27 protein-coding genes and 1 pseudogene are annotated in these 25,443 nt (G+C 69.1%); 12 read left to right on the forward strand and 16 right to left on the reverse strand.

The window, feature by feature from the left end:
* The first annotated feature begins 209 nt into the window (after positions 1-209).
* From argG to BBA86_RS13185, 4 genes are read left to right on the forward strand one after another with little or no spacing between them, the layout of a single operon-like run.
* Positions 210-1,640 (forward strand): argininosuccinate synthase, encoded by a 1,431-nt coding sequence (gene argG, locus BBA86_RS13170; protein WP_065571968.1) that lies wholly within the window; start codon positions 210-212, stop codon positions 1,638-1,640.
* 52 nt (positions 1,641-1,692) lie between these two features.
* Complete coding sequence (locus tag BBA86_RS13175) at positions 1,693-2,304, forward strand: TetR/AcrR family transcriptional regulator (RefSeq protein WP_065571969.1); 612 nt, start codon at positions 1,693-1,695, stop codon at positions 2,302-2,304.
* Positions 2,301-2,999, forward strand: a complete 699-nt coding sequence (locus BBA86_RS13180) for a hypothetical protein (protein ID WP_065571970.1) — start codon at positions 2,301-2,303, stop codon at positions 2,997-2,999. The genes BBA86_RS13175 and BBA86_RS13180 overlap by 4 nt, the downstream gene beginning before the upstream one ends.
* Complete coding sequence (locus BBA86_RS13185; RefSeq protein ID WP_065571971.1) at positions 2,996-4,891, forward strand: YhgE/Pip family protein; 1,896 nt, start codon at positions 2,996-2,998, stop codon at positions 4,889-4,891. The genes BBA86_RS13180 and BBA86_RS13185 overlap by 4 nt, the downstream gene beginning before the upstream one ends.
* Position 4,892: 1 nt before the next feature.
* Here the strand turns inward: BBA86_RS13185 and mnhG are convergent, their stop codons facing one another.
* From mnhG to BBA86_RS13220, 7 genes are all read right to left on the reverse strand, one after another.
* Entirely contained in the window at positions 4,893-5,249 is a 357-nt protein-coding gene (mnhG, locus tag BBA86_RS13190) for a monovalent cation/H(+) antiporter subunit G (protein ID WP_065571972.1), read from the reverse strand.
* Positions 5,246-5,521, reverse strand: a complete 276-nt coding sequence (locus tag BBA86_RS13195; protein ID WP_065571973.1) for a monovalent cation/H+ antiporter complex subunit F — start codon at positions 5,519-5,521, stop codon at positions 5,246-5,248. Before BBA86_RS13195 ends, mnhG begins: the two co-directional genes overlap by 4 nt.
* The gene (locus BBA86_RS13200; protein WP_065571974.1) at positions 5,518-6,117 is read right to left on the reverse strand and encodes a Na+/H+ antiporter subunit E; all 600 of its coding nucleotides are present in this window, start codon (positions 6,115-6,117) and stop codon (positions 5,518-5,520) included. The genes BBA86_RS13195 and BBA86_RS13200 overlap by 4 nt, the downstream gene beginning before the upstream one ends.
* Positions 6,107-7,678, reverse strand: coding sequence for a Na+/H+ antiporter subunit D (locus BBA86_RS13205; protein WP_065571975.1), 1,572 nt, complete (start codon positions 7,676-7,678; stop codon positions 6,107-6,109). The genes BBA86_RS13200 and BBA86_RS13205 overlap by 11 nt, the downstream gene beginning before the upstream one ends.
* Entirely contained in the window at positions 7,675-8,196 is a 522-nt protein-coding gene (locus tag BBA86_RS13210) for a Na(+)/H(+) antiporter subunit C (protein ID WP_065571976.1), read from the reverse strand. The genes BBA86_RS13205 and BBA86_RS13210 overlap by 4 nt, the downstream gene beginning before the upstream one ends.
* Complete coding sequence (locus BBA86_RS13215) at positions 8,193-11,108, reverse strand: Na+/H+ antiporter subunit A (RefSeq protein ID WP_065572322.1); 2,916 nt, start codon at positions 11,106-11,108, stop codon at positions 8,193-8,195. The genes BBA86_RS13210 and BBA86_RS13215 overlap by 4 nt, the downstream gene beginning before the upstream one ends.
* Before the next feature lie 81 nt (positions 11,109-11,189).
* Entirely contained in the window at positions 11,190-12,230 is a 1,041-nt protein-coding gene (locus BBA86_RS13220) for a LacI family DNA-binding transcriptional regulator (RefSeq protein WP_065571977.1), read from the reverse strand.
* 67 nt (positions 12,231-12,297) lie between these two features.
* Between BBA86_RS13220 and BBA86_RS13225 the strand changes: the two genes are divergently transcribed.
* Positions 12,298-13,512 (forward strand): MFS transporter, encoded by a 1,215-nt coding sequence (locus BBA86_RS13225; RefSeq protein ID WP_065571978.1) that lies wholly within the window; start codon positions 12,298-12,300, stop codon positions 13,510-13,512.
* A gap of 7 nt (positions 13,513-13,519) precedes the next feature.
* Here the strand turns inward: BBA86_RS13225 and nucS are convergent, their stop codons facing one another.
* Positions 13,520-14,206 (reverse strand): endonuclease NucS, encoded by a 687-nt coding sequence (gene nucS, locus BBA86_RS13230; RefSeq protein WP_065571979.1) that lies wholly within the window; start codon positions 14,204-14,206, stop codon positions 13,520-13,522.
* 44 nt (positions 14,207-14,250) lie between these two features.
* Here nucS and BBA86_RS13235 point away from each other — a divergent pair, with 44 nt between their 5' ends.
* The gene (locus BBA86_RS13235) at positions 14,251-14,928 is read left to right on the forward strand and encodes an HAD hydrolase-like protein (RefSeq protein WP_065571980.1); all 678 of its coding nucleotides are present in this window, start codon (positions 14,251-14,253) and stop codon (positions 14,926-14,928) included.
* Between the two features lie 4 nt (positions 14,929-14,932).
* Here BBA86_RS13235 and BBA86_RS13240 read toward each other — a convergent pair whose 3' ends face one another.
* Positions 14,933-15,139 carry a cold-shock protein gene (locus BBA86_RS13240; protein WP_018187833.1) on the reverse strand — a complete coding sequence of 69 codons (207 nt, stop codon included), beginning with the start codon at positions 15,137-15,139 and terminating at the stop codon, positions 14,933-14,935.
* Positions 15,140-15,323: 184 nt separating this feature from the next.
* On the opposite strand from BBA86_RS13240, the gene BBA86_RS13245 reads away from it, so the two are divergent.
* The 3 genes from BBA86_RS13245 to BBA86_RS13255 are packed head-to-tail and all read left to right on the forward strand — an operon-like array spanning position 15,324 to position 17,782.
* Complete coding sequence (locus BBA86_RS13245) at positions 15,324-16,979, forward strand: FAD-dependent oxidoreductase (RefSeq protein ID WP_065571981.1); 1,656 nt, start codon at positions 15,324-15,326, stop codon at positions 16,977-16,979.
* Positions 16,980-16,988: 9 nt separating this feature from the next.
* Positions 16,989-17,384, forward strand: a complete 396-nt coding sequence (locus BBA86_RS13250) for a VOC family protein (protein WP_065571982.1) — start codon at positions 16,989-16,991, stop codon at positions 17,382-17,384.
* Positions 17,385-17,416: 32 nt separating this feature from the next.
* The gene (locus BBA86_RS13255) at positions 17,417-17,782 is read left to right on the forward strand and encodes a VOC family protein (RefSeq protein WP_065571983.1); all 366 of its coding nucleotides are present in this window, start codon (positions 17,417-17,419) and stop codon (positions 17,780-17,782) included.
* A 4-nt stretch (positions 17,783-17,786) separates the two neighbouring features.
* Here the strand turns inward: BBA86_RS13255 and BBA86_RS13260 are convergent, their stop codons facing one another.
* From BBA86_RS13260 to BBA86_RS13275, 4 genes are all read right to left on the reverse strand, one after another.
* Positions 17,787-18,821, reverse strand: a complete 1,035-nt coding sequence (locus BBA86_RS13260) for an FUSC family protein (RefSeq protein WP_065571984.1) — start codon at positions 18,819-18,821, stop codon at positions 17,787-17,789.
* Positions 18,822-18,898: 77 nt separating this feature from the next.
* Positions 18,899-19,303, reverse strand: a complete 405-nt coding sequence (locus tag BBA86_RS13265) for an arsenate reductase ArsC (RefSeq protein ID WP_065571985.1) — start codon at positions 19,301-19,303, stop codon at positions 18,899-18,901.
* Entirely contained in the window at positions 19,300-20,055 is a 756-nt protein-coding gene (locus BBA86_RS13270; RefSeq protein ID WP_065571986.1) for an aquaporin, read from the reverse strand. Before BBA86_RS13270 ends, BBA86_RS13265 begins: the two co-directional genes overlap by 4 nt.
* 9 nt (positions 20,056-20,064) lie before the next feature.
* Positions 20,065-21,384 (reverse strand): NAD(P)-binding domain-containing protein, encoded by a 1,320-nt coding sequence (locus BBA86_RS13275; protein WP_065571987.1) that lies wholly within the window; start codon positions 21,382-21,384, stop codon positions 20,065-20,067.
* Positions 21,385-21,475: 91 nt separating this feature from the next.
* Here BBA86_RS13275 and BBA86_RS13280 point away from each other — a divergent pair, with 91 nt between their 5' ends.
* The 3 genes from BBA86_RS13280 (at position 21,476) to BBA86_RS13290 (ending at position 23,566) form a co-directional block, all read left to right on the forward strand.
* Complete coding sequence (locus BBA86_RS13280) at positions 21,476-21,826, forward strand: ArsR/SmtB family transcription factor (RefSeq protein WP_189318471.1); 351 nt, start codon at positions 21,476-21,478, stop codon at positions 21,824-21,826.
* Positions 21,823-22,326 (forward strand): GNAT family N-acetyltransferase, encoded by a 504-nt coding sequence (locus BBA86_RS13285; protein WP_065571988.1) that lies wholly within the window; start codon positions 21,823-21,825, stop codon positions 22,324-22,326. Before BBA86_RS13280 ends, BBA86_RS13285 begins: the two co-directional genes overlap by 4 nt.
* A 388-nt stretch (positions 22,327-22,714) precedes the next feature.
* Positions 22,715-23,566 (forward strand): hypothetical protein, encoded by an 852-nt coding sequence (locus BBA86_RS13290; RefSeq protein ID WP_141677881.1) that lies wholly within the window; start codon positions 22,715-22,717, stop codon positions 23,564-23,566.
* Between the two features lie 266 nt (positions 23,567-23,832).
* Here BBA86_RS13290 and BBA86_RS14720 read toward each other — a convergent pair whose 3' ends face one another.
* The 3 genes and pseudogenes from BBA86_RS14720 to BBA86_RS13300 form a co-directional block, all read right to left on the reverse strand.
* Entirely contained in the window at positions 23,833-24,042 is a 210-nt protein-coding gene (locus BBA86_RS14720; RefSeq protein WP_065571990.1) for a hypothetical protein, read from the reverse strand.
* A gap of 19 nt (positions 24,043-24,061) precedes the next feature.
* A pseudogene (locus BBA86_RS14790) lies at positions 24,062-24,295 on the reverse strand (helix-turn-helix domain-containing protein); the annotation flags it as partial.
* Between the two features lie 133 nt (positions 24,296-24,428).
* Entirely contained in the window at positions 24,429-25,427 is a 999-nt protein-coding gene (locus BBA86_RS13300; protein ID WP_065571991.1) for a hypothetical protein, read from the reverse strand.
* Positions 25,428-25,443 lie beyond the last annotated feature (16 nt).

A 25,443-nucleotide genomic window follows, 5' to 3' on the forward strand; every position in this document is an offset into this window, starting at 1 on the left:
GTTAGCCTTCACATTTCTCGCGGCGCTAGATTGTGAGCGGTAACATTTGCGTAACGCGGCGGTAGGCTACGTCGCGGCCCGCGTGGATGCTTCCGCGCGAGCCTGAGCGATGTGAGCATTCACATGTCGAGGTGAGGCACGGACCGTGCACCCCGGGCCGCACGTAACCCCGCCGATCGCGGCACGGCCCCCTCGATAGGATGGGGACCATGTCGAAGGTCCTTCAGTCCCTGCCCGTCGGCGAGCGCGTCGGCATCGCCTTCTCGGGGGGTCTCGACACCTCGGTCGCCGTCGCCTGGATGCGTGACAAGGGCGCCGTCCCGTTCACCTACACCGGTGACCTCGGCCAGTACGACGAGGACGACATCGCGTCGATCCCCGGCCGCGCCCTTCAGTACGGCGCCGAGGGCTCCCGTCTCATCGACTGCAAGCCGATGATGGTCGAAGAGGGCCTCGTCGCCCTCTCATGCGGCGCCTTCCACATCCGCTCGGGCGGTCGCACCTACTTCAACACGACGCCCATCGGCCGTGCCGTCACCGGCACGATGCTCGTCCGGGCCATGAAGGAGGACGGCGTCGACATCTGGGGCGACGGCTCCACCTACAAGGGAAACGACATCGAGCGGTTCTACCGCTACGGCCTGCTCGCCAACCCCGCGCTGCGCATCTACAAGCCCTGGCTCGACGCCGACTTCGTCACCGAGCTCGGCGGACGCACCGAGATGAGCGAGTGGCTCGTCGCCCATGGGTTCCCGTACCGCGACTCGGTCGAGAAGGCGTACTCCACCGACGCGAACATCTGGGGCGCCACCCACGAGGCGAAGACCCTCGAGCACCTCGACGTCTCGCTCGAGATCGTCGAGCCCATCATGGGCGTCCGCTTCTGGGACCCGGCGGTCGAGATCGAGACCGAGGACGTCTCGGTCACCTTCGAGGCGGGGCGTCCCGTCGCGATCAACGGTGTCGAGTACTCGGATGCCGTGGCCCTGGTCATGGCTGCGAACGAGATCGGCGGGCGCCACGGCCTCGGCATGAGCGACCAGATCGAGAACCGCATCATCGAGGCGAAGTCGCGCGGCATCTACGAGGCGCCGGGCATGGCACTGCTGTTCATCGCCTACGAGCGCCTCGTCAACGGCATCCTGAACGAGGACACCCTCGCCACGTACCACGAGCAGGGTCGGCGCCTCGGCCGGCTCATGTACGAGGGCCGCTGGCTCGAGCCGCAGTCGTTCATGCTCCGCGAGTCGATCCAGCGCTGGGTGGGCTCCGCGATCAGCGGCACCGTGACGCTGCGCCTGCGCCGCGGCGAGGACTACACGATCCTGAACACCGAGAGCCGCAACCTCTCGTACTCCCCCGAGAAGCTCTCGATGGAACGCGTCGGCGACGCCGCCTTCGGCCCGACCGACCGCATCGGCCAGCTGACGATGCGCAACCTCGACATCGCCGACTCGCGCGCCCGCCTCGAGCATTTCGTCTCGCTCGGCATGATCGGCGGCGCGACCGCCGAGCTCGTGGGTGAGCTCGAGCAGGGCGGCGCGGACGCCATCACGGGAGGCTCCGGTGAGGTCGACCAGCTCGCGGGCGCCATCGACGAGGCGGGCGATTCGGCATCCTTCGACTTCGGCGCCGACTGAGAGGTCGCTGAATTAAGTTGCACACACTTGTGCAACTTCGTACGATCGTGGGGTGACCACGACCGCATCGCCGCGTCGTCCGAGAAAGGATGCCGCGTCGAATCGCGCGGACATCCTCGCGGCGGCAGCGGCCACCATCGCCCGAGACCCCCACGCTCCGATCGACGCCATAGCGCGCGCCGCAGGGCTCAGCCGCCGCGCCCTCTACGGACACTTCGACGACCGTGACACGCTGTTGCGCGCCATGATCCTCGGCGGCGCCGAACGCTTCAACGACCTCGCCGACGGCGTCGACGACGGCGGACCCGCGCCCCTCGCCCTCGCCCGCCTCGCCCTCGCCCTGTGGGACGTCGCGGCCGACGTGCAGTTCGCCGCGACGGTCGCACTCGACGATTCGCACATCGAAGAGACGGCCGCGGTGCTCACCCCCGTGCGTCGTCGGGTCCTCAGCATCGTGACGCGGGGTCGCGAAGAGGGCACCATCCGCACCGACATGCCCGCCGCGACCGTCGCGCGACTGATCGAGGAGGCGGCGCGCACCGTCATCACCCGGCTCGACACGGCTCGCCCTGAAGCGTCCTCGGTCGCCGTGCGGACGATTCTGGGCGTCGCCGGCCTCGGGTGGCGCGAGGCGGACGACGTACTGGAGGGGGCCCGCGCGTGAAGATCGTCCTCGACCACGTCGCGAAGGGGAGGAGGGGCGGCATCCTGCCCGCAACGGATGCGACGTTCACCTCCGGTCGCGTCACCCTCGCCACCGCCGAGACCGAGCAGCGCCCGTCCGTGCTGGGACTCATCGCCAGCGGACGCATGCGCCCCGACAGCGGCACCGTCACGATCGATGGACGCCGCAGCCCGCGGCGGATGCGGAAGGTCGTCGCCCTCGTCGACGCCCCCGACGTCAACGACCCGGCTCCCGACGTCGCCGTCGTGGGCGTGGTCGAGGAGGAACTCATGTTCGCCGGACGCCGCGCCGATCCCCTCTCGGCTCGCCGGTGGCTCGACGAGCACGGCTGGCGCACCCTCGCCCGCACGCCGATCGGCCAGCTCGACGCCGACGACCGCATCCGGATGCTGCTCGAACTCGCCGCCCTCCGACGCGGCATCGAGGCGCTCGTCCTCGTCTCCCCCGACCGTCACGGCGGCGACCCCCGGCACTGGCAGCGGATCGCCCAGGACTTCGCCGCCCGCGGTTTCGCCGTCCTCGTCGTCGCCGGCACAGCCGCCGCCACTGCCCTCGAGGCGGAGCCGCCCGTCCCGCGCGGACGCGTCGGTCGTCCCCGCATCCGCGCGACCTCGGCCCTGCGCCCCCGGCGCGGCGCTCTCGCCCCCACGTCTACCGAAGGCATCCTCTCGTGAAGATCCCCGCTCTGTTCGCGGCCGAGCTGCGCCGCCTCACCTCGACCCGCATGCGGGTCATCGCCCTCATCGCGCTCATCCTCGTGCCGGTCCTCTACGGCGGCCTGTACCTGTGGGCCAACCAGGACCCGTACGGCAACCTGTCCGAGGTCCCGGTCGCCCTCGTCGTGCAGGACGACGGCGCCACCCTCAACGGCGCCGACCGCAACCTCGGCGACGAGGTCGCGGACTCCCTGCTCGAGGACGGCAGCTTCGACTGGCACGAAGTGGATGCCGCCGGTGCCCGACGCGGCCTCGATGACGGCTCGTTCGACTTCGCCGTCACGCTCCCCGCCGACTTCACCGCCTCCGTCGCCTCCATCTCCTCGAAGCACCCCCGTCAAGCCGAGATCGACCTGACCACCAACGACGCCAACAACTACCTCGCCTCGACGATCGGATCCCAGGCGGTCTCGCGGATCCGCACGACGGTCACCGAGAAGGTCGTCCGCGAAGCCGGCCTCACGATGCTCGACGCGCTCAACACCGTTCGGGTGAAACTCCTCGACGCGGCCGACGGGGCCGGTCAGCTCACCGACGGCCTCGGCAGCGCCGGCGACGGCGCCGACTCGCTCGCCGGCGGTGCCGCCACCCTCGCGGACGGAACCACGAAGCTCCGGAGCGGCGCCGACTCGCTCGCGTCGGGTGTCGACACCCTCGCCGGCGGGCTGCGCGACCTCACCTCGGGCGCAAAACAGGTCTCCGGCGGTACGGCGAAGCTGCGGAGCGTCGCCGACCGGGTGGGCTCCGCAGCCGACCGCGTCACATCCGCGGTCCCGTCGCTGCGCAGCGACCTGACGGCGCGACTCCAGGACCAGGGGCTCGACGCCGCCCAGATCGCGCAGGTCCTGGACGTCGTCGACCCGATCGGCACGCGCGTCGCCGATCTCGACGCGCGTGTCCAGCAAGCCGTCGCACAGATCGACCGGCTGGACGACGGCGCCGCGCGGGTCGCCGACGGCAGCGCGAAGCTCGCGTCGGGAGCGGCGACGGCCGCGACCGGTGCGCACACCCTCGCCGACGGGGTCACGAGCGCCGACGCCGGTGCGCACAAGCTCGACAAGGGAGCCCACACCCTGGCCTCCGGCATCCGGAAACTCGACGACGGCGCCGCGAAGCTCCGCGACGGACTGCAGGACGGTGCGCAGAAGCTGCCCGACGACGGTCCCGACACCCGCAAGGCGCAGGCCTCGACCCTGTCGGAGCCGGTCGGGATCTCGGAGGCCTCGGTCACCCAGGCGCAGAACTACGGCGCGGGACTGGCCCCGTTCTTCGCAGCCCTCGCCGGATGGATCGGCATCTACGCCCTGTTCCTCATCGTGAAGCCGATCTCGAAGCGCGCGGTCACGGCGCTCCGGTCCCCCATCCGCGTCACCCTCGCCGGGTGGCTCACGCCGGCGGCGCTCGGCGCGGTGCAGATGGTGTCGCTGTTCGGCGTGCTCTCGATCGCGCTGGGCTTCTCGTTCACGCATCCGCTGCCGACCCTCGGCATCCTGCTCCTGGCCTCGGCGACGTTCGCGGCCATCATCCTCGCCCTGAACGTCTGGCTGGGCTCGGTGGGGCAGTTCGTCGGACTCGTGCTCATGGTGCTGCAGCTGGTCACCGCGGGCGGCACGTTCCCGTGGCAGACCCTGCCGGCGCCCCTCGCGGCGCTGCACCACGTCCTGCCGATGGGCTACGTCGTCGACGCGATGCGGCAGGTCATGTACGGCGGGGTGGCCGGGCGCGCCTGGACGGATGCCGCGGTCCTGGCGACCTGGCTGGTCGGCGCCCTCGTGGTCGCGGCCGCGGGCGTGACGCGGATGACGTTCCGCCGCACGGTTCGCGACCTGCAGCCGAGCCTGATCGGGTGAGTCAGCCGCCCGCCGCGGGCGGCGTCTCCTTCGCCTCCGCGAGCTCGTCGACGTGGAGGTTCCGGCGGTCGATCGTGCCGTTGCGGTAGGCCTGCCGACCGACCATGTGCGCAGACAGCGGTGCGGTCGCGAACTGGATGAGCAGCACAGGGACGAGGAAGGCGACGACCGCCCACGACTGCAGCTCGAGTCCGACCGCGATTGCGATCAGGAGCAGCCCCAGCACCTGGGGCTTCGTCGCGGCGTGGAGCCTCGTGGGGACGTCCCGGAACCGCATCAGACCGATGGCGGCTGTGAGGCACAGCAGCGCCCCGACGAGGATCAGCAGCAGGGCGACGACGTGGAGGATCTCGCTCATCGATCGACCTCCGAGTCGCGGCGGGCCACGAAGCGCGCGATCGACACCGACCCGAACACCCCGACGGCCGCGACGATGAGCAGCACCGGGAGTGTGCGGGTGTGGTGGTTGACGGCCATCTCGGCGCCCAGGGCGCAGATGAGGAGCGTCAGCAGCACATCGGACGCGACCGCGCGGTCGAGGATCGAGGGACCGATGATGATGCGCCAGACGGTCATGAGGGCGGCGACGCCGAAGACGGCGCAGATGAGGACGATGAGGACGGTGGTCACGAGCTCTCCTCCTTCACGCGGGTGCGGACGCCCGCGGCACCGGCCTGCGAGGCGCGGATCGCCTCGAGCTGCGCCCGCGAGCCGACCGCGCGTACGAGCCGCGCCTCCCAGCGCTGCACCATCCGGCGCTGCTCCTCGACCTCGGCATCCGTCGACGCCCCGAGGACGTGCAGGTACAGGATGCGGCGATCACGGTCGGTCTCGAGGACGAGCGATCCCGGGATGAGGGATGCCGTCACCCCGACGTGAGCCATGATCAGATCGTCGTCGGTCACGAGCGGCACGGCGACGACCGAGACACCGGGCTGCCGCCGCGGCGAGACGACCTGCCAGGCGACGACGAGTGAGCCCTTCACGACCGCGCCGAGGAACTGCAGCATGAAGACGAGCAGCCACCACGGGTTGAGTCGCCCCGACAGCTCGACGGGCGGCAGGCGGAAGACGCTCGTCACGAAGACGGCGACGACGACGCCGGTCAGGAAGGCGAGCACCGTGAACTGGCCCCACAGCAGCATCCAGAGCGCGACGAGCCACAGGAAGAACGGCAACTGTCGCCAGATGCCGGTCAGCGCACTGCGGCGGAGGTCAGTTCCCATCGTTCACCTCGTCCTGCAGCTGGGTGAGGCTCACGGGGTACGGCAGTGCGGCGCCGATGCTCGCGCACAGGTGGTACAGCGGACCGGCGAAGACGGTGAGCGCGATGGTGACGGCGACCATCCCCGTCGTCGACGCGGTCATGATGCGCGGGATGACGCGCCGTTCGGTCTGCACTCCGGCCGCGGGAGCGTCGCCGAGGTAGGAGATCCGATCGACGACGCCGGATTCTTCGGCCTGATCCTCCTCCTCGCGCCAGAACGACAGGTTCCAGGCGCGCATGAGGGCGTAAAGGGTCAGGAGCGACGTCAGGATGCCGGCGACGATCAGCGCGTACATGATCGGCGTGCCGACGGCGGCGGCCGCATCGAACAGCGCGTACTTCCCGATGAACCCCGAGAAGGGCGGCAGCCCGCCGAGGTTGATCGCCGGGATGAAGTAGAGGACCGCCAGCAGCGGTGCCGCGCGCATGAGGCCCTTGACCTTCAGGATCGACGTCGATCCGGCGCGACGCTCGACGAGACCGACCGCGAGGAAGAGCGTCGTCTGCACCACGATGTGGTGGACCATGTAGTAGATCGTGGCGCCCAGCGAGGCGGGTGTCGCGATCGCGAGCCCGAAGACCATGTACCCGATGTGACTCACGAGGGTGAAGGACAGGATGCGCTTGAGTTCGGCCTGGGCGACGGCGCCGAGGATGCCGACGACCATGGTGGCGAGCGCGACGATCAGCAGCAGCTGGTTCACGTCGTTGTCGCGGAAGATCTGCGTCTCGGTGCGGATCATCGCGTAGACGCCCACTTTGGTGAGCAATCCGGCGAAGACCGCGGTGACCGGCGCCGGCGCCGTCGGGTAGGAGTCCGGCAGCCAGAACGACAGCGGGAAGACCGCGGCCTTGATGCTGAAGGCGAGCAGCAGCATCAGGTGGAGGACCAACTGCACCTCGTCGGGGAGCTCGCCCATCCGATCGGCGAGCTGCGCCATGTTGACGGTGCCGAGCGCGCCGTAGATCGCCGCGATGGCTGCGAGGAACAGGATCGACGACACCAGCGAGACGACGATGTAGACGACGCCGGTGCGGATGCGGGACTCGGTGGACCCCAGCGTGATGAGCACGTACGACGCGACGAGAAGGATCTCGAATCCGACGTACAGGTTGAAGAGGTCGCCCGCGATGAACGCGTTGAAGATGCCGGCCGCGAGGATCAGGTACGACGGGTGGAAGATCGAGACCGGCGTCTCCTCGTCACCGTCCGCGGCACCCTGACCCACGGAGAAAAGGAGGACGGCCAGGAGCACGATGCTCGAGACGAGCACGAGGAGGGCCGCGAGGCGGTCGACGTACAGGACGATGCCGAAGGGGATCGGCCAGCCGCCGACCGACACGGCCAGCGGCATCCCGCTGATGTCGACGTAGTACAGCAGCACGGCGGCGACGGCAGCGGCGACCGTGAGGGTGACGATGGAGACCCCGACCTGCACCCGACGGCGACGACCGAAGATCAGCGCGATGCCCGCCCCGAGGAGAGGCAGCGTGACGAGCAGCGGGACGAGGGCGGTCATCGCGGCCCTCCCGGCTTGTCCGTGGGAGCGTCGTCGCGCAGTTCGGCGATGTCCTGCGCGTGGAGGATCACGATGGGGGAGGTCTCCGTCCCGATGAAGTCGGTCGTGGCGTCGTCGTCCTCGTCGGTGATCTCGTCGTCCATCGTCTCTTCGTCGCGGGCGCCGCGTTCGCGCACCTCGCGGTCGGCCTCGTCGTCGGCGACCGTGTCGGCCTGTCCCAGTTGCCACGAGCGGTAGATGAGGGCGAGCAGGAACGACGAGATCGCGAACGTGATCACGATGGCCGTCAGCGACAGGGCCTGGGGCAGCGGGTCGCTGAACGCCTCGCCGTCGGCGTTGCTGCCGAAGAAGGGGGCGACGCCGGGAGCACCCATGACGATCAGGAGGAAGAGGTTCGCGGCGTTGCCCAGGAGCAGGAAGCCGATGAGCACGCGCGTGAGGCTGCGCTCGAGCATCGCGTAGACGCCGGCGGCGAAGAGCGCACCCATGATGATGACGAGGACGAGCGAAACGGTCATGCGCTCACCCGATCCCGCTGGGCCTGAGTCTGCCGGTCGACCTCGGCGCCGAGCGAACGCAGCACGTCGAGGACGAGTCCGATGACGACGAGGTACACGCCGACGTCGAAGATCGTCGAGGTCACGAACTCGACCTCGCCGAGGAGCGGGATCTCCGCCTCCCAGTACGTGCTCGTGAGGGGAGCCGCGCCGAAGAACAGCGGCACGATCGCGCACGAGAGTGCGAGGACCATGCCCGCGCCCAGAAGCCGACCGGCATCCGTCGGCGCGGCCGCACCCAGCTCCCACCGTCCGCCGGCGACGTAGCGCATCACGAGGGCCATTCCGGCGACGAGGCCGCCCGCGAAACCGCCGCCGGGGAGGTTGTGGCCGGCGAAGAGCAGGTAGACCGAGACGACGATGATCGAGTGGAAGAGGACGCGCACGATCACTTCGAGCAGAAGCGATCTGTTCTCGGGCTTCACCTTCAGACCGCCCACGAGCCACGCCTGACGGGTCGAGCCCGGTGCCGTCGAGCGGGGACGCGGGCCGTCGGCCGTCTCGACGAGCGGACGGCGACTGCGTCCGGAGCTCGTCGGAAGTGAGGGCAGGACACGGCTGTCGGAGCGGTTGGTGACGAAGACGAGGGATGCCACGCCTGTCGCCGCGAGGATGAGGACCGACAACTCGCCCATCGTGTCCCACCCGCGCAGGTCCACGAGGGTCACGTTGACGACGTTCTTGCCGTGGCCGATCTCGTAGGCGAGGTCGGGGAACGGGCCAGAGACGGGGTCGGCGACGCGGGCCCCCGTGGCGATGAGGGCGACGGCCGCCATCGTCACACCGACGCCGATGCCGATGACGGCGCGCACGACCGGCAGCACCGAAGCGTTGTGGTCGCCCAGCCGGGCGGGGATGCGCCGCAGCACGAGCGCGAACGCGATGAGGGTCACCGTCTCCACGAGGATCTGCGTCAGCGCGAGATCGGGAGCGCCGCTGGTCGCGAACAGGAGCACCATGCCGAGACCCGTGACCGAGACGAGCACGACGCCCGTGTAGCGCTTGCGAGCGCGGATCGCCACGACCCCGGCGAGGATCATGACGGGAGCGGCGAGGAGCTGCGCCGGACTCTGCCACGCGTCGACGGCGATGCGCCACTCGCTCGAGGCCACGAGGGCTGTCGCCTCCGCGGCGATGAAGACGACGAAGATCGTGCCGACGTAGAACGGCAGGGAACCGCGCTGAGTGAGCGAGGTCGTCCAGACCGAGACCTTCGCGACGCCGCGCAGGGACAGGTTGTAGACGTCGTTCGCGGTGAACGGCAGCATGCGGGCCTTCAGCGGCCGGCGCTGCGTGATCCAGAACAGCAGCGCACCCAGGGCGATCGAGCCGAGCGACAGGAAGAGCGCGGGCTCCCACCCGTGCCAGAGGGCGAGGTGGTACTCCTTGCCGCCCTCCTCGAGCGGGATGCTGTCGGCGTAGCCCGCGAGGCCCGCGTCGAGGAGCGGCGCCGTCGCACCGGCGACCATCGTCAATCCGCTGAGGACGACGGGGGCCACGAGGAAGCCGATCGGCGGATCGGGCCACTCCGTGCGCTCGCGGGGCGCACCGGAGGCATCCTTCTTCGTCCAGAAGGCGCCCCACACGAAACGGATGCCGTACGCCGCCGTCAGAGCGGAGCCCCCGAGGATCCCGACGAGGGGGATGAGAGCCGCCGGCGACGCGCCGCCTTCGAGGAAGGAGGTGAGCGCCGCTTCCTTCGCCACGAAGCCGACCGTGGGGGCGACGCCGGCCATCGAGGCGATCGCGATGATCGTGAAGGTCGCGAGCGTCGGCGCCTGCCGTCCCACTCCGGACAGCTCCCCGATGTCACGTGTGCTCAGCTGGCGGTCGATGACCCCGACGACGAGGAAGAGCGCCGACTTGAAGAGGGCATGCCCGACCAGGAGCGCGAGACCCGCGAGCGCGCTGTTGCGTTCGCCGTACCCGAGGACCACCGTCAGCATGCCGAGCTGGCTGACGGTACCGAACGCCAGAATGCGCTTCAGGTCGGATTCGCGCATCGCCTGGAACCCGCCGAGCAGCATCGTGAAGATGCCGAGCCCGATGACGATCGGACGCCAGGGGTCGGTGTCGGCGAAGGCGGGCGCGAACCGGGCAATGAGATAGATGCCGGCCTTCACCATCGCGGCCGCGTGCAGATACGCGCTCACCGGCGTGGGGGCCGCCATCGCACCGGGCAGCCAGAAGTGGAACGGGAAGATGGCGGACTTGCTCAGGGCGCCGACCAGCAGCATGATGATCGCGGCGTCCAACGCGACGGCCTCGGCGCCCTGGAAGACAGGGCCCGTCTCGATCATCGTGGTGATGCTCGTCGTGCCGTAGAGGACGACGAGCATGACGACGCCGATGAGCATGACGAGTCCGCCCAGCGTCGTCACGAGGAGGGCCTGGAGGGCGGCGCGGCGACTCGCACCGCGGCGGTGGTAGAAGCCGATGAGCAGGTACGACAGGACGCTCGTGACCTCCCACAGCATGATGAGGACGACGATGTCGTCGGTCAGCACGAGGCCGTACATCGCGCCCGCGAAGGCCAGGAGGACGGCCGAGAATGTCGCGAGGCCCTCGCGCTTACCGGCGAAGTACCAGCGGCAGTACAGCATCACCAGTGCGCCGACACCGGTGACGATGAGCGCCATGACCCAGCCGAGGACGTCCATCCGCATCGACAGCTGGACCTTCAGATCCGGGATCCAGACGTATGTCTCGAACGGGATATCGCCGCCCAGCACTCGGGGCGCCTGGAACGCGGTGTGCACGAACGCGGCGATCGGAACGAGCGCCGCGACGATGAAGGTGCGCGATCCGAACCGTGCCACGAGCATCGGAAGGACGAGCGGTATGAGCGCAAACGCCGCGAGGAGGATCAGCAACCTGGCCTCCTTGTGCATCGCGGGGGTCGAGGATTCCAGTCTACCGGCTGAGGGATAGGCGGTGCCCGGCCGGTTCCCAGGTCAGCCCGATATCGGAGCGGTCGTGTTCCCTTTTCGGAATGTGCAGGTGAGGGTGAGGGATGCCGGCTCCCGGCCCTCGAGCATCGCGACGACGGCCTCCCCCGCCGCGCGGCCCTTCGCGCTCGCGTCCTGCGCGAGCGTCGTGAGCACGTACGGCGCGAGACCGTCCACGGTGATGCCGTCGAAGCCGGTCACGCTCAAGTCCTCGGGAACCCGGAGGCCGGCCTCCTCAGCGGCACGGATCACCCCGGCCGCCAGAAGGTCGCTCTGCGCGATGATCGCGGTCGGGCGATGCCCCGAGAGCAGGACACGGCCTGCCGCGAGTCCCTCGTCGATCGAGCTCTCGCGGACCGCGTACGCGGGAGCCTCGGGGAAGACCTCCCGCGCGCCGAGCAGTCGATCGCGCGTGACGTCGACGGTGATCCGCGAGGGGTCGTCGAGGAAGCCCCGGGGACGGGAGGCATCCTTCGTCAGCGTCACCAGCGCCACGTCCTCGTGTCCGAGGGAACGCAGGTGTTCGGCGGCGGTCCGTTGCGCCTCGACGTTGTCGAGCAGCACCCGCGGAACGTCGGCTCCGGCATCACCCTCGATCACGACGACCGGGATGCCGCGGCGGCGGAGCACGTCGACCGAAGACCGCAGGATCTCATTGCACCCGAGGAGGATCGCCGCGTCCAGGGGCGCGGTCGTGAGGGTCGGACCCGATTCGGCCGGGCCCTCGTCGGTGAGGAGGAGAATCCCGGCCCCGATCGGGCTGAGGGCGTCGGTGAGTCCGTCCATCATCTCGGTGGTCACGGGGTCGCGGAATGCGATGCCGAGACGCTCGCGGAAGAGCACCGCGACAACGCCGGCGCGACCCGTGCGCAGCGACGCCGCGCGGGGGTCGGGACCCGTGTACCCGAGGGCGTCGGCCGCCTGCATCACCTTGGCGCGGGTCGCGTCGGAGACGGCGACCTTGCCGCTGAAGACGACGGATGCCGTCGAGGCCGACACTCCGGCTTCGCGCGCGACATCCGAGATCGTCGCTCGGCGGCTGCTCATGCCTTCGATCGTAGCCGCACGATTGCGATTGTCGAATCGATTCGGGGATCCCGCTAGAGTGACCCTCATGACCCTCGAGCTCACTTCCGCACGCCTGTGGACCTGGCGCCTCGCCGTGTTCGCGATCTTCACCGCGAGCGGTTTGAGCATCGCGACATGGGCATCGCGGGTGCCGTCGATCAAAGCGTCCCTCGGCATAGACAACGCCACCATCGGACTCCTGCTGCTCGGCATGGGTGCCGCGTCGATCGTGGGGCTCTCGCTCGCCTCGCTCATCGCGGCCCGACTGGGCACGCGGCTCGGCATGCTCGGCGTCATGATCGTCCTGTCGGCAGGCCTTTTCCTCATCGGGATCGGGACCGACGTGGTGCCCTCGCTCCCCCTGGTCCTCATCGGGCTCGCGCTGTTCGGTTTCGGGAACGGCACCCTCGACGTCCTGATGAACGTCGACGGCGCAGCGATCGAGGTCGAGGTGAAGAAGACGATCCTGCCGCTGTTCCACGCCTTCTTCAGCCTGGGCACCGTGATCGGCGCCGGCATCGGGGCTCTCGCCGCGAGCCGACGGATCGACGTCTTCCCGCACACCGCCGTCGTCGCTATCTCCATCGTGGTGCTCGCGTTCATCGCGTTCGCCTACGTCCCGCACCGCGACTCCGGATCGGCGGAGGATGTACCCACCGGCTGGCGGGACCGGCTGTCGACGGCACTGTCCGCCTGGCGCGAGCCGCGCACGTACGTGCTCGGGATCGTCATGCTCGGCATGGCGTTCGCGGAGGGCGGCGCCAACGACTGGCTGGCACTCGGCGTGAGTGAGGACCACCGCGGCGGCCCGGCGCTGGGCGCGGCCGCGCTCACCGTGTTCTCGATCGCCATGACGGTCGTGCGCGTCTTCGGCGGCCCGCTCGTCGACCGCTTCGGCCGTGTCGCGACGCTGCGGGTCCTCGCCGCGACCGCCGTGGTCGGCATCCTGCTGTTCATCCTGGCCCCGAATCTGCCGCTCGTCTTCGTCGGCGCGGCCCTCTGGGGCATCGGAGCGTCGCTCGGCTTCCCGCTCGGCATGTCTGCTGCGGCCGATGATCCGGCTCGCGCGGCCGCGCGAGTGAGTGCGGCAGCGACGATCGGTTACATCGCATTCCTGTGCGGACCGCCGGTCCTCGGCCTCATCAGCACGCACATCGGCCTGTTGAACACCCTGTTCATCGTCGCCGCCCTCGTCGCGGCATCCGGCTTCGCCTCCGGTGCGGCGAAGCCGTTGCCCGGAACCCGCGGCACGAGCCACTGAACGCGGATCAGAACAGGCGGGGCGCCCCCGACTCGATGCCCTTCATCTCGTCGTAGTCCAGCGTGACGCAGCGGATGCCGCGATCGGTGGCCAGGACCTTGGCCTGCGGCTTTATCTCCTGAGCGGCGAACACCCCGGTCACGGGAGCGAGGTGGGGGTCTCGGCCCAGGAGTTCGAGATAGCGGGTGAGCTGCTCGACCCCGTCGATGTCGCCGCGGCGCTTGACCTCGACGGCGATCGTGCCGCCTTCGGGGTTGCGCAGCAGAAGGTCGACCGGTCCGATCGCCGTGGGGAACTCGCGACGCACGAGCGTGAGGTTCTCGCCGATCACGCCCACCTGCTCGGCGAGCAGTCGCTGCAGGTCGGCCTCGACGCCGTCCTTCACAAGACCCGGATCCACGCCGAGTTCGTGCGAGGAGTCGTGGAGCACCTCGTAGATGCGGATCGTCAGCTCATCGCCGGTCTTGGCGTGGGTGACGCGCCACTTCTCGACCACGTCGATGTCGTCCTCGCCGGGCTCGATGACCGTGAGGGTGCACGGCGGGCTCATCCAGTTCAGCGGCTGGTGCTGGATGTCGCGGTGGAACGCGACCGTCCCGTCCGCCTTGACCATGATGAGACGGGTGGCGGGGGGCAGATGCGTGTTCAGGCGACCGGTGTAGTCGACGGAGCAGCGGGCGATGACGAGACGCACGGCGACGAGCCTACCCGCGGCATCCGTCCCCGTAGGCTGGTCGCATGACGACGCGCTCCCCCTGGTCCTGCATCCTCTGGGACGTCGACGGCACCATCGTCGACGCGTCCGTCGGCATCCTCAGCCGCCTCGACCGCTGTCTGACCCACTTCGGATACCCGGCGCCGACGCGCGCGGAGCTGGTCCACTGGATCGGGCCGCCCATGTACGACTCGTTCCAGAAGAACGTCGGAATGACGCCGGAACAGGCCACCGAAGCGGTCACCTATTACCGGGCTCTCGGCAGGGCCGACGGGTACACCGCGAACGTCGAGCTCTACCCGGGCGTCGGGGAGCTGATCGCGGACGTCGCCGCGGCGGGCGTTCCACAGGCGACGGCGAGCTCGAAGCCCGAGGTTCAGGTCGTCGCACTCATGGAGCACTTCGGACTGTCCGAGCACATGCAAGCCATGGCCGGTGCAACACCGGATGAGATGACACTCGCCACGAAGGCCGACATCGTGGCCGAAGCACTCCGGCGCCTGAAGGCGGCCGGCGCGGACATCAGCCGTCCGATTCTCATCGGCGACCGCCACCACGACGTCGACGGGGCCGCCGCGAACGGCGTCCCCGTCATTTTCGTACGGTGGGGCTTCAGTTGGCCCCACGAGAGTGAGGGGGCGCAGGCGGCGGTCGACACGATGGCCGAACTCCGCCGCCTGCTCCTCACTGCTGAGGTGTGAAACCTCAGACGGGGCGAATGTTCTCCGCCTGCAGGCCCTTGGGGCCCTGGGCGATGTCGAACTCGACTCGCTGGTTCTCTTCCAGCGAGCGGTAGCCCGAAGATTCGATGGCTGAGTAGTGGGCGAAGACGTCGGCGCCGCCTTCATCGGGGGCGATGAACCCGAAGCCCTTTTCCGAGTTGAACCACTTGACGGTACCGCTGACGCTCATGAACTGCCTTACTGATTGTTGCCGGCGACACGTCCGCCGGTCCTTCCCCAACCTAGCCCTCGCAACCTGTACAGTCACCCCCTCCGTAGGAAGGTGACACAAACGTTGCCCGCCGGACACCGGTTGGTGGGCAATATGACAAGCATCGGCTACGTCGAGATACCCCCGGGGGTATAGTTGATCCATGCGCACCATCATCATCGGGGGTGTCGCCGCGGGGATGTCGGCGGCCACCCGCCTGCGACGGCTCGACGAGAGCCGCGAGATCGTCGTCTTCGAGCGGGGCTCCTATGTCTCGTTCGCGAACTGCGGACTCCCCTACTTCGTCGGCCGCGTGATCGAGGACCGGTCGTCGCTGCTGCTGCAGACACCAGCATCCCTCGCCTCGCGCTTCGCACTCCGGGTCCACGTGCGCCACGAGGTCGTCTCGATCGACACGGCGGCGCGGACCGTCACCGTGCGCGACCTGGACTCGGGGTCCGACCGCATCGAGCGCTACGACGATCTGGTGCTCGCGATGGGTGCGACGACGACCGAGGCGATCCCGGGTGAGGGGATGCCGGTGGTCACCCTGCGCAGCGTCGACGACGTCGACGCGATCACCGCCGTCCTCGACGGCATCCCGTCGCCTCGGGCGATCGTCGCGGGGGCGGGCTTCATCGGGATCGAGGCCGTCGAGAACCTCCTCGCGCGCGGCGCACACGTGACCGTCGTGCAGCGAGGGTCCCAGGTGCTGAGCCCGCTCGACCCCGAGATGGTCGCGCCCGTCCACCGCGCGCTCGACGAGGCGGGGGTCGACGTCCGTACCGGAACGACCGTGTCGAGCATCCACGCGGGCGGTGCGACCCTGTCGGACGGGACCGAGGTGCCTGCCGACCTCGTCGTCGACGCGCGCGGCGTGCGGCCCGACGTGCGTATCGCGGACGCCGCCGGGATCGCGCTCGGCCCGACGGGCGGAATCGCCGTCGACGACCGGCACCGCACGAGCGCGCCGGGAGTGTGGGCAGTCGGCGACGCGGTCGAGAAGACCGATCACCTCGACGGACGGGCGACTCTCGTCACGATGGCCGGCCTCGCGAACCGGCACGGGCGCGCCGCGGCCGACGACATCGCCGGTGCCGTCACGGCTCCCGCGACGCCGGCGCTGGGCACCACGATCGTCGGAGTGCTCGGCCTCACCGTCGGGCTCGTCGGGTGGAGCGAACGCCGACTCGTCGCGGCGGGCCGCGCGCACCGCGTCGTGCACACTCACCCCTTCTCGCACGCGACGTACTACCCCGGCGCCGAGCAGATGGCCATGAAACTGCTGATCGACCCCGAGACCGACCTGATCCTCGGCGCTCAGCTCGTGGGGCGGGCGGGAGTCGACAAGCGGCTCGACGTCCTGGCCGTCGCCATGACGTCGGGGCTCACGGCATCCGCTCTCACTCAACTGGAACTCGCCTACGCCCCGCAGTACGGGTCGGCGAAGGACGGGATCAACATGGCCGGGTACGTCGCCGAGAACCTGGCGACGGGTGCCGACCGCACCATCCAATGGCACGAGGTGGATGCCGCCCGAGCAGCCGGCGCGGTGATCGTCGACGTGCGCACGACCGGCGAGCATGCGGCGGGCTCGATCCCCGGGTCGATCCTGCTCCCGCTCGACGAACTGCGCGAGCGTCACGGCGAGCTTCCCGACGCGCCGCTCATCGTCCACTGCAGAGTGGGCCAGCGGGGCCACACGGCCAGCCGCATCCTGCAGCAGCTCGGCCACGACGTCCGCAACCTCGACGGTGGCTGGCTGACGTGGACGGATGGCGTCGAGACAGGTCTTCCGCGTCACGGGTCTGCGCAATAGCGTGACCGGATGACCGGACTCACCCCGTACCTCCACTTCCCCGGCGTCGCGCGCGAGGCGCTCTCCTTCTATCGAGAGGTCTTCGGCGGCGAGCTCGTGCTGCACACCTTCGCCGACGTCGGACGGGAGGACGGGCCGAGCGACTTCATCGCGCACGGCATGCTGACCGGACGCGTGGAGCTGTTCGCCGCCGATGGCGGACCCGGCGACGAACCCCTGGAGATCCGGGGCGTCATGTTCTCGCTGCTCGGCACAGCAGAGCCCGCCGAGCTCGAGAGGTGGTTCGCGACGCTCGCCGACGGCGGCAGCGTGATCGACGCGCTGCAGCTGCGCGCGTGGGGCGATCACGACGGCACCGTGACGGACCGCTTCGGGATCACGTGGCTGATCGGTTATCAGGGCTGACTCGATCTCGGTCGCGTGAGTATGCTCGCCGCGTGAGCGTTCTCGGAATCGGCGGGCTGTTCTTCCGCAGTCGGGACCCGCAGGCTCGCGCCGAGTGGTACCGCCGGCACCTCGACGTCGACGCTGGTGCCGAAGGCGAGGGTGCCGTCTGGCAGCAGGATGCCGGGATGACGGTGTTCGCGCCGTTCTCGGCTGACAGCGACTACTTCGCGTCAGACCAGCCCTTCATGCTCAACCTGCGGGTGAGCCATCTCGACGAGCTCGTAGCGGGTCTGCGGGCGGCGGAGATCGCCGTCGAGACGCGGCCGGAGTGGGACACCGAGTACGGCCGGTTCGTGCGGATCGTCGACCCCGAAGGCCTCGAGATCGAACTGTGGGAGATCGCGGGCGACGCGTGACGCGTCAGCGACCCGACTGGCTCCTGCGCCGGAGCAGCGCCGACGCGACGGCGACGGCGGTGCCCGCAACGATGCCGACCAGCGTCTCCCACAGCCGGTCGCTCAACAGGACGCCGACGGTAGTGGGCGCCGCGAGTTGCACCATCAAGAGGGCGAGCGGGGTGATGAAAACCATCGCGAGGGCGTAGTTGCGACCGACGAACAGTTCGGCAGCGGCCTGCAGCGCGACGGCGATCAGGATCACTCCGAGCGGGGGCACGTTCAGGGCGAGGATCCCCGCGGCGACCAGCACGCCGAGCCCGGTCCCGATGAGACGCTGCAGACCCCGGATGATGCGCGCCTTCACGTGCGGCCCGCTGACCGCCGCGACGGCGCCGACCATCGCCCAGTACCAGTGCGAGTCCAGTAGGAGAAGTCCGGCGATCCCGCCGAGGAGCGTCGCCGCGGCGACGGTGACGGCCATCTCCGACGCGACGGCGCCGACGGCGATGCGGTTCTTCGTCCGCGCGAGGCGGGGGACGCTCCGGGCGGACACCATCTCGTAACCGAGCGTGACGAGGATCGAGAAGACGACCGCCGCGAGGCCGACGGCGAGGACGTCGACCAGGCGGGTGGCATCGGCGGGAACGGATGCCGTGGCCCCCGCGGCGAACACGATGAACAGCGCGCCCGGCGGGTGCCACTGCGCCGAGTACGCGAGCAGGGTGACGACCGACGCGACGGCCGACACGACGATGATCGCCCACGGCGCCGCCAGATGGCCGACCGAGGTGGCCGTACCGATGAGCATGGCGGCGACCAGGACCGCGCCGGCGGCCGCCTGCATCCGGACCCGATCGCCGATCGGATCGGTACGCCCGTACAGAGAAGCGAAGGCTCCGAAACTCGCGTAGATGCTGAGGTCGAGCCGCCCGGTCGCCCAGAGGACGAGCAGAGGGACGCCGACGCTGATCGCTGCACGGATCGCGACCGTGTGATCACGGTCGTAGGGTGCGACGCGGATGACTCCGGTCCAGATCCGGCCGCGCGATGCACTCACCTGAAGAGCCTACGCGCGACGGACTGCCGCTCGGAGGTCTGTGCCTCTGCAGCGGCTCTCGTCAAACGGCGGCGAGATCAGACGAGGCTCGCCACCAGCGTCTCGACCCTTCCGCGGATGTCGTCGCGGACGTCACGGACGACGTCCATCGGCTGGCCCGCCGGGTCGGCGAGCTCCCAGTCCTCGTAGCGCTTGCCGGGGAAGATCGGGCAGGCGTCACCGCATCCCATCGTGATCACGACGTCGGCCTGACGTACGGCGTCGGTGGTCAGGATCTGGGGGACGGCGCCGGTGAGGTCGATGCCTTCCTCCGCCATGACGGCGACGGCGTTGGGGTTCACGGCGTCACCGGGCTCACTACCGGCGGAGAACACGTCGATGCGGTTCCCGGCGATCGCGCGGAGGTACCCGGCAGCCATCTGCGAGCGGCCGGCGTTGTGGACGCAGACGAAGAGGACGGCGGGTTTGGTGATGTCGGTCATGAGTGCTCCTGCGGGGTGGTCTCGGGTTCGGTGGGGATGACGGCGCGGTCGGCCGCACGGGTGGCTGTCGGGTGGAGGACGAGGAGGAGTGCCAGCCCGATGGTGGCGCCGACGAGCTGCGCCAGGACGAACGGCGGAGCGGATGCCGGGGCGATTCCGGCGAAGGTGTCGGAGAACATGCGAGCGATCGTGACCGCGGGGTTCGCGAACGATGTCGAACTGGTGAACCAGTAGGCCGCGCCGATGTACGCGCCGACTGCCGCCGCGGTCACGCTCGGCGTGCTCGTGCGGGCGAGGGTGAAGATCAGCAGCACGAGCCCGGCGGTGGCGACGACTTCTCCGATGAGCTGCCCGGGAGTTGCCCGCTGCTGCGTGGAGAACGCGGGCGCGACGTCGAACATCACACTGGCCAACAGTGCGCCGGCGACACCGCCCGCGGTCTGAGCGACAAGGTACGCGCCGAGGTCGGTCAGACGAAGTCCACCGGCACGGCGCCGACCGAGCACCCAGTCCGCGAGCGAAACGGCGGGGTTGACGTGGGCTCCCGACACGGGGCCGAGCATGAGAATGAGCACGGCGAGGCCGAAAGCAGTGGCGAGGCTGTTCTCGAGCAGTTGCAGGCCGACGTCGTTCGGGGAGAGTCGCTGGGCGGCGATCCCCGAGCCGACGACGACGGTGACGAGCATCCCGGTTCCGACGAACTCCGCCAACATCCGTCGCGCCAGCGGCGGCCGCGCCGACGCAGTCTGCATACCCACGGATCAGACGGATGCCGGAGCGCGGCCGACTTGCAGGAGCCCGACGGGCGGAGCGCAGCAGGCTCCGCCGAGCGAGACTCCGGATGCGTCGAACTGTCCCGCGCCGCCGCACACGCCGGTGTCCGGCAGGACCAGCTCTACGCGGCGGGCGGCTTCATGATCGCCCGCCAGCGCGGCCACGACGCTGCGCACCTGCTCGTACCCGGTGAGCGCCAGGAACGTCGGCGCACGACCGTAGGACTTCGCCCCGACGAGGTAGAAGTCCGGCTCGGGCTGCGCGAGGTCCGCCGCGCCCGTCGCGGCGACGGAGCCGCAGGAGTGGATGTTCGGGTCGATCTCCTCGGCGATCCGCATGGGCGCTTGGAGGGTCGGGTCGAGCTCCAGGCGCAGCTCGGAGAGGAACGACAGATCGGGACGGAACCCGGTCAACACCACGACGCGGTCGGCGGTGAGGGTGCGACCGTCCTCCGCGACCAGGGTGGGGCGCTCTCCGTCACGAGTGATCCGCTCGACCCGGAACCCGGTGACGAGGGAGACGAGACCCGCGTCGACGTACTCTTTCGCCCGGATCCCCAACGCGCCGCGCGCAGGCAGCTCGTCGGCATCCCCTCCGCCGAACGTGTTACCGGCGGTTGCCCGGCGCAACGCCCAGGTCACGGTCGTCGAGGGGTCGCGACGTGCCATTCTCGCGAGGGCCAGGACGGCGGTCACAGCGGAATGTCCGGAGCCGATCACGATCGTGTGCTTACCGGAGAAACCAGCCCGATCATGGACGTCGGGGATGCGGTACGAGAGCATGTCCGCCGCGGAGGCCTCCCCCAGCGCGGGCAGCCCGTCGGCTCCGGCTGGGTTCGGGTGGGCCCAGGTACCGGATGCGTCGATCACCGCCCGCGCCTGCAGCCGGTACTCCTCTCCTTCGGCGGGTGCGATGTGGACGGTGAACGGCTGATCGCCCCGGCCGGCATCCACGAGCCGGTCCCGCCCCTGCCGGGACACGCCCGTGACGCGGGAACCGAAGCGGATCCGGTCACCCAAAGCCGCTGCGAGGGGTGCGAGGTACTCCTCGATCCACTGGTCGCCCGTAGGGTATCCGGCCGCGGGGGCCTGCCATCCTGAGGCGTTCAGGAGGCGCGCTCCAGCCGCGTCGATGAGTTCGGGCCACTCGGAGAACAACCGGACGTGGCCCCACTCGGCGACTGCCGCAGCGGGAGCCGCACCGGCCTCGAGGACCACGACGGGCACGGTCCGCTCGACCAGGTGAGCGGCCGCAGCAAGTCCCTGCGGGCCGGCACCGATCACGACCACGGGCAACACGTTCCCCATCAGGAGCCTCCAAGACGTATCGATGAACCTCGATGGGTAGATCGTGCCCAACGTATCGACGGATGTCAATACGACGTGAGAGGATGTGGGTATGCCCGCACAGCTCCCGCTCCTCACCTCGACGGAGGGCGCGGTGTGCTGCGGCACTGTCACGGGCAGCGTGATCTCGGTCGAAGACGCGGAGCGAACCGCGCGAGTCTTCAAGGCACTCGGCGACCCCACCCGTGTCCGGCTGCTGTCCCTGATCGCCGCCTCCGCCGAAGGCGAAGCGTGCATCTGCGATCTCACCGAGCCCGTCGGGCTGTCGCAGCCGACCGTCTCCCATCACATGAAGCAGCTCGTCGACGCGGGGCTCGCAACCCGTGAGCAGCGGGGCCGATGGGCCTACTATCGCGTCGTCACCGACGCTCTCGACGCCGCCTCCCAGACTCTCCGCCCATGACCGACGCCACCGTCCGGGCCATGGCACCGCACGACTGGCCCCAGGTGGAGTCGGTCTACCGCGAAGGCATCGCACAGGGCAACGCGACTTTCGAGAGCGCACCCCCATCCTGGGACGAGTTCGACCGGGCGAAGCTTCACGTGGGACGACTCGTCGCCGCCGGTCCGGCCGGCGCGGTACTCGGCTGGATCGCCGCCTCCCCCGTCTCGACGCGGGAGGTCTACCGAGGAGTCGTGGAACACTCCGTTTACGTCGCCGACAGCGCGCAGGGCCGAGGCGTCGGCCGAGCCCTCCTCGACGCCTTCATGGCGGATGCCGCTGCTGCCGGCATCTGGACGGTGCAGGCGAGCATCTTCCCCGAGAACCTCGCGAGCCTCGCGCTACACGAACGAGCCGGCTTTCGCCGCGTCGGTCATCGTGAACGGATCGCGTACATGACGTACGGCCCATCGCGAGACACCTGGCGCGACACGATCCTCATCGAGCGCCGCCTCGGCTGAATCACGGGAAACGACGAAGCCGGTCGGGGTTCTCACCACCGACCGGCTTCGTGTCGCACTGTCTGTGGCTGTGTTCGCAAATCCCCGAGCCCTTGAGACTCAAGGCCTTGTGAGCATCTGATTCCAGCCGATTCCGGGCTAAGCCCTCAGCTTTTCCAGCGAGCGGCGTTTTCTCCAGGTCAGATCCTCTTTCGGTCAGGCGCTTTCGGACAGTCTTCGACGGGGTAACAGCGGTCGATTTCTGGGTTTCGGTTTGTGATTTCACCCTTGCTCCATGCGCGGCGCACGCGGGTCAATCGCGTCCTCGTCGTCGGTGTCACCAAGGCAGCCGCGCCGGCGTCGAAGGCGAGCGAGCGCACCACCCTGAGGTTCTGCGAGGATGGCGACCGTGGGGTTCCTGCAACGACTCTTTGGACGCGCGGACGCGTCAAACGCGAAGCGCCCAGAGCCGAAGTCGGCTGCGGTAATCCGCTCGGGAATGACTCCCGATCTTGTGAAGCTGGCGGGGACGACCACCAGCGGGAAAGCCGCCATCACTGCACTGGCGGCCCGGCTCGACCCAACAGACGATGGTCACTTCGAGTGCCGCGGCGTGATTCAGCGGGAGCCGAACAACCCGGCCGACCCGGCCGCAGTGGCCGTCGTTGTCGAGGGCGAGCGTGTCGGGTATCTACCCGGGTACCTAGCGAAAACCATCGACCTGCCGACTGGCGCTGCCCGCGTGGTCCACCTCCAGGTGTTCACACAGCTTCTCGAACGTGGCCTTCGAGCAGAGGCGTGGGCGTGGCTCGGCAAAGGTCGGGCGCAGTGGGAGTGGTCCGCGCAGCGGCGGCCACCTCTGTCCACTGACGCGAAGCGGCTCGCCGAGCACTCCGAGCGCGACAAGATGGTGAAAGAAGCTCTCTCCAGCGGGGGCGAACGCGCCGAGCAGTTCAGAGCCGGCATGTCCGATGGCATCCACTACCTGCAGACCGTCGAGCCCATCAAACAGCTCAAGCGCGAGGGGCGGCTCGAAGAGGCGTTGAAGCTCTGCTATCTCGCAATCGAGGGCGCAGAGCAGGCCGCAAAGCGGGAGAAGCTGCAGCCAGCGCCGTTCTACACCGAGCAAGCCGCAATCGTGCACCGCAAGCTCGGGCAGCGCGACAAGGAAATCGCCGTCCTCCGCCGCTACGTAGCAGCGTGCCCGCCGCGGTATCGCGACAACGCCCTGAAAGCACGGCTAGACAAGCTGCTCAACTGAGTCGAACATGCATCCTGGGCCCCTTCAACCTCGACGCCGCAGCCGTGGACCGGCCCCCTAGAGCTCGAGGTTCTCAGCCCTGATCTGCGCGCCTCCGTGAACGCGTCGTTCGCGACTCTTCGGGAGCAGTTCAGCGGCTCAGGAGTCCCGACGCACACGCCGTTCTTCGACGCACTCATGACGGACTTCGACGAGCATCACACCCACCGTTGACGACCGTGCGGAGGAGAATTCCACGCGGCAGCTCCCCGGTTCCCGCGACCCGCTCACCGCGTGTCTTGGTCCGCCTTCGCGAGGCGGCGGATGTCCCGCTGGCGCAGAGCGACGGCGGTGGAGGGGAAGAGGTTGCGCGCGACGATCACGACGATACCGACGACCTCGACAACGGTCGCACTGAGCCACGCAATCATCACGGAAGGCTCGAAACCGTCGTCCTTGGTCTGCCAAAGGTAGAACCCGAAGAAGACGTTGGCCACGAGGACCAGCGGCTGCCAGCAGCTCGGACACTTTCAAACCGAGCACCTGCGACAGGCCGACGAGGGTGAGCATGCGCGGGTTGGAGGGCCCAGACGTCTCTTTCAGACCGGACGAGCGTCCGTTCTCGATGAGCTGCAGCTGGTTCTTCGTGATGCCCGCCTGATTGGCGAGAGTCTCCTGCGAGAGCCCGCGTTCTTGCCGGAGCCGACGGATGGCAGCACCGAGCTGCTCAGCCGTCTCCGTGTCCCACACCTGTTAACGATGTACAACAGTCCCGCAAAAGAACACCCTATGTAGCGGGCCGGTTATACATGTCCAACGCGAAACGCGACACGGTGGTCAGAGCCACAGGTTGCTTGCGTCTCTGACCACCGTGGAGCGCCTCTTACCAGCCGAGTGAACGCATCAAGCGCGCCGATGTGCGTGAGCTCGTGGTGTAGCGGAGCGCGTTGTAGGCGGCGTGCTGCACGATGGTGTTGAACCCCGTGATCTGCAGGGAAACAGCAACCGCGCCGAGGCCGAATACCGCCGCACCGACCGTGGGGACCATCAGTGCTGCACCGGTTCCGATGATGACGGAGATGAGGTCATCGGTTCCCCACGTGGTCGAAAGGCGCGAGTGCATCCCGTCGACGATGTCCTCGGGCGTCGCGCCGGTGTCGAGCTGTGCACTGACGGTGCCGAGCTCTTCGACCAGCGTGCGGCCGGCCCCGAGCTTGTCGGCGAGATCCAATCCGCCGGCGAGACGGTCGACCGCGTCACCGTTGAAGATGTTGTCGATGGAGCTCGCGGGGTTGCTGGCGAGGGTCGTGGCGCTGAGGACCATCTGCCCGGTCGAAGCGGCGAGATCCGTCATCCCGGTCGCGGTCAAGAAGTTCCCGTACGCCTGACGGTCAGAGTTGGTGATCCAGCTCGGGTAGTACGCGGTGTTGCTCGCGCACGGGCTCGGGAGGTCGAAGTAGTGCGACATGTACATATACACGGTCTCTTCGTCCAGGCTCTTCGCACGGGTGTCGCGCGCTTTGTTCATCGCCGCCACCTGGCGCGCGTGAGCGACCAGCGCCCCCGTGTCGGAGCAAGCGACAGCCGCCGTGGTGACCGGCGAGGTCGCACTGACGTCATCGAGCGCGACCTGGATGACCGCCTCCAATGAGGCGGTGTGCGCAGGATCCACAGCCGGAATCTCGTTCGCCGCGATTCCGAGCTCGGTGTAGAAGTCGACGATGCGGCCGGACTTCGTGATGATGTTCGCAGCCGCGGGCGTGATGATGTCAGTGGCCGGCTGTGTGTTCGCAGCCGCCGGCTCCATCGGCGCGACCGCGGCGAGCGACCCGCCGACGAGCGCCGATACGAGCAGAACTGACGTCTTCCAAGTGGTGGTCACTTCTTTTCCGTTCTCT

The sequence above is a fragment of the Microbacterium oleivorans genome, from assembly GCF_001691565.1.
GTDB lineage: Bacteria > Actinomycetota > Actinomycetes > Actinomycetales > Microbacteriaceae > Microbacterium > Microbacterium oleivorans_B.

What these genes read in the sequence shown, in the direction of transcription:
- argG (WP_065571968.1), top strand. Translation starts at nt 210, where the DNA reads ATGTCGAAGGTCCTTCAGTCCCTGCCCGTCGGCGAGCGCGTCGGCATC.
- mnhG (WP_065571972.1), bottom strand. Translation starts at nt 5,249, where the DNA reads ATGAGCGAGATCCTCCACGTCGTCGCCCTGCTGCTGATCCTCGTCGGG.
- BBA86_RS13200 (WP_065571974.1), bottom strand. Translation starts at nt 6,117, where the DNA reads ATGGGAACTGACCTCCGCCGCAGTGCGCTGACCGGCATCTGGCGACAG.
- BBA86_RS13205 (WP_065571975.1), bottom strand. Translation starts at nt 7,678, where the DNA reads ATGACCGCCCTCGTCCCGCTGCTCGTCACGCTGCCTCTCCTCGGGGCG.
- BBA86_RS13210 (WP_065571976.1), bottom strand. Translation starts at nt 8,196, where the DNA reads ATGACCGTTTCGCTCGTCCTCGTCATCATCATGGGTGCGCTCTTCGCC.
- BBA86_RS13220 (WP_065571977.1), bottom strand. Translation starts at nt 12,230, where the DNA reads ATGAGCAGCCGCCGAGCGACGATCTCGGATGTCGCGCGCGAAGCCGGA.
- BBA86_RS13225 (WP_065571978.1), top strand. Translation starts at nt 12,298, where the DNA reads ATGACCCTCGAGCTCACTTCCGCACGCCTGTGGACCTGGCGCCTCGCC.
- BBA86_RS13235 (WP_065571980.1), top strand. Translation starts at nt 14,251, where the DNA reads ATGACGACGCGCTCCCCCTGGTCCTGCATCCTCTGGGACGTCGACGGC.
- BBA86_RS13240 (WP_018187833.1), bottom strand. Translation starts at nt 15,139, where the DNA reads ATGAGCGTCAGCGGTACCGTCAAGTGGTTCAACTCGGAAAAGGGCTTC.
- BBA86_RS13245 (WP_065571981.1), top strand. Translation starts at nt 15,324, where the DNA reads ATGCGCACCATCATCATCGGGGGTGTCGCCGCGGGGATGTCGGCGGCC.
- BBA86_RS13250 (WP_065571982.1), top strand. Translation starts at nt 16,989, where the DNA reads ATGACCGGACTCACCCCGTACCTCCACTTCCCCGGCGTCGCGCGCGAG.
- BBA86_RS13265 (WP_065571985.1), bottom strand. Translation starts at nt 19,303, where the DNA reads ATGACCGACATCACCAAACCCGCCGTCCTCTTCGTCTGCGTCCACAAC.
- BBA86_RS13270 (WP_065571986.1), bottom strand. Translation starts at nt 20,055, where the DNA reads ATGCAGACTGCGTCGGCGCGGCCGCCGCTGGCGCGACGGATGTTGGCG.
- BBA86_RS13275 (WP_065571987.1), bottom strand. Translation starts at nt 21,384, where the DNA reads ATGGGGAACGTGTTGCCCGTGGTCGTGATCGGTGCCGGCCCGCAGGGA.
- BBA86_RS13280 (WP_189318471.1), top strand. Translation starts at nt 21,476, where the DNA reads ATGCCCGCACAGCTCCCGCTCCTCACCTCGACGGAGGGCGCGGTGTGC.
- BBA86_RS13285 (WP_065571988.1), top strand. Translation starts at nt 21,823, where the DNA reads ATGACCGACGCCACCGTCCGGGCCATGGCACCGCACGACTGGCCCCAG.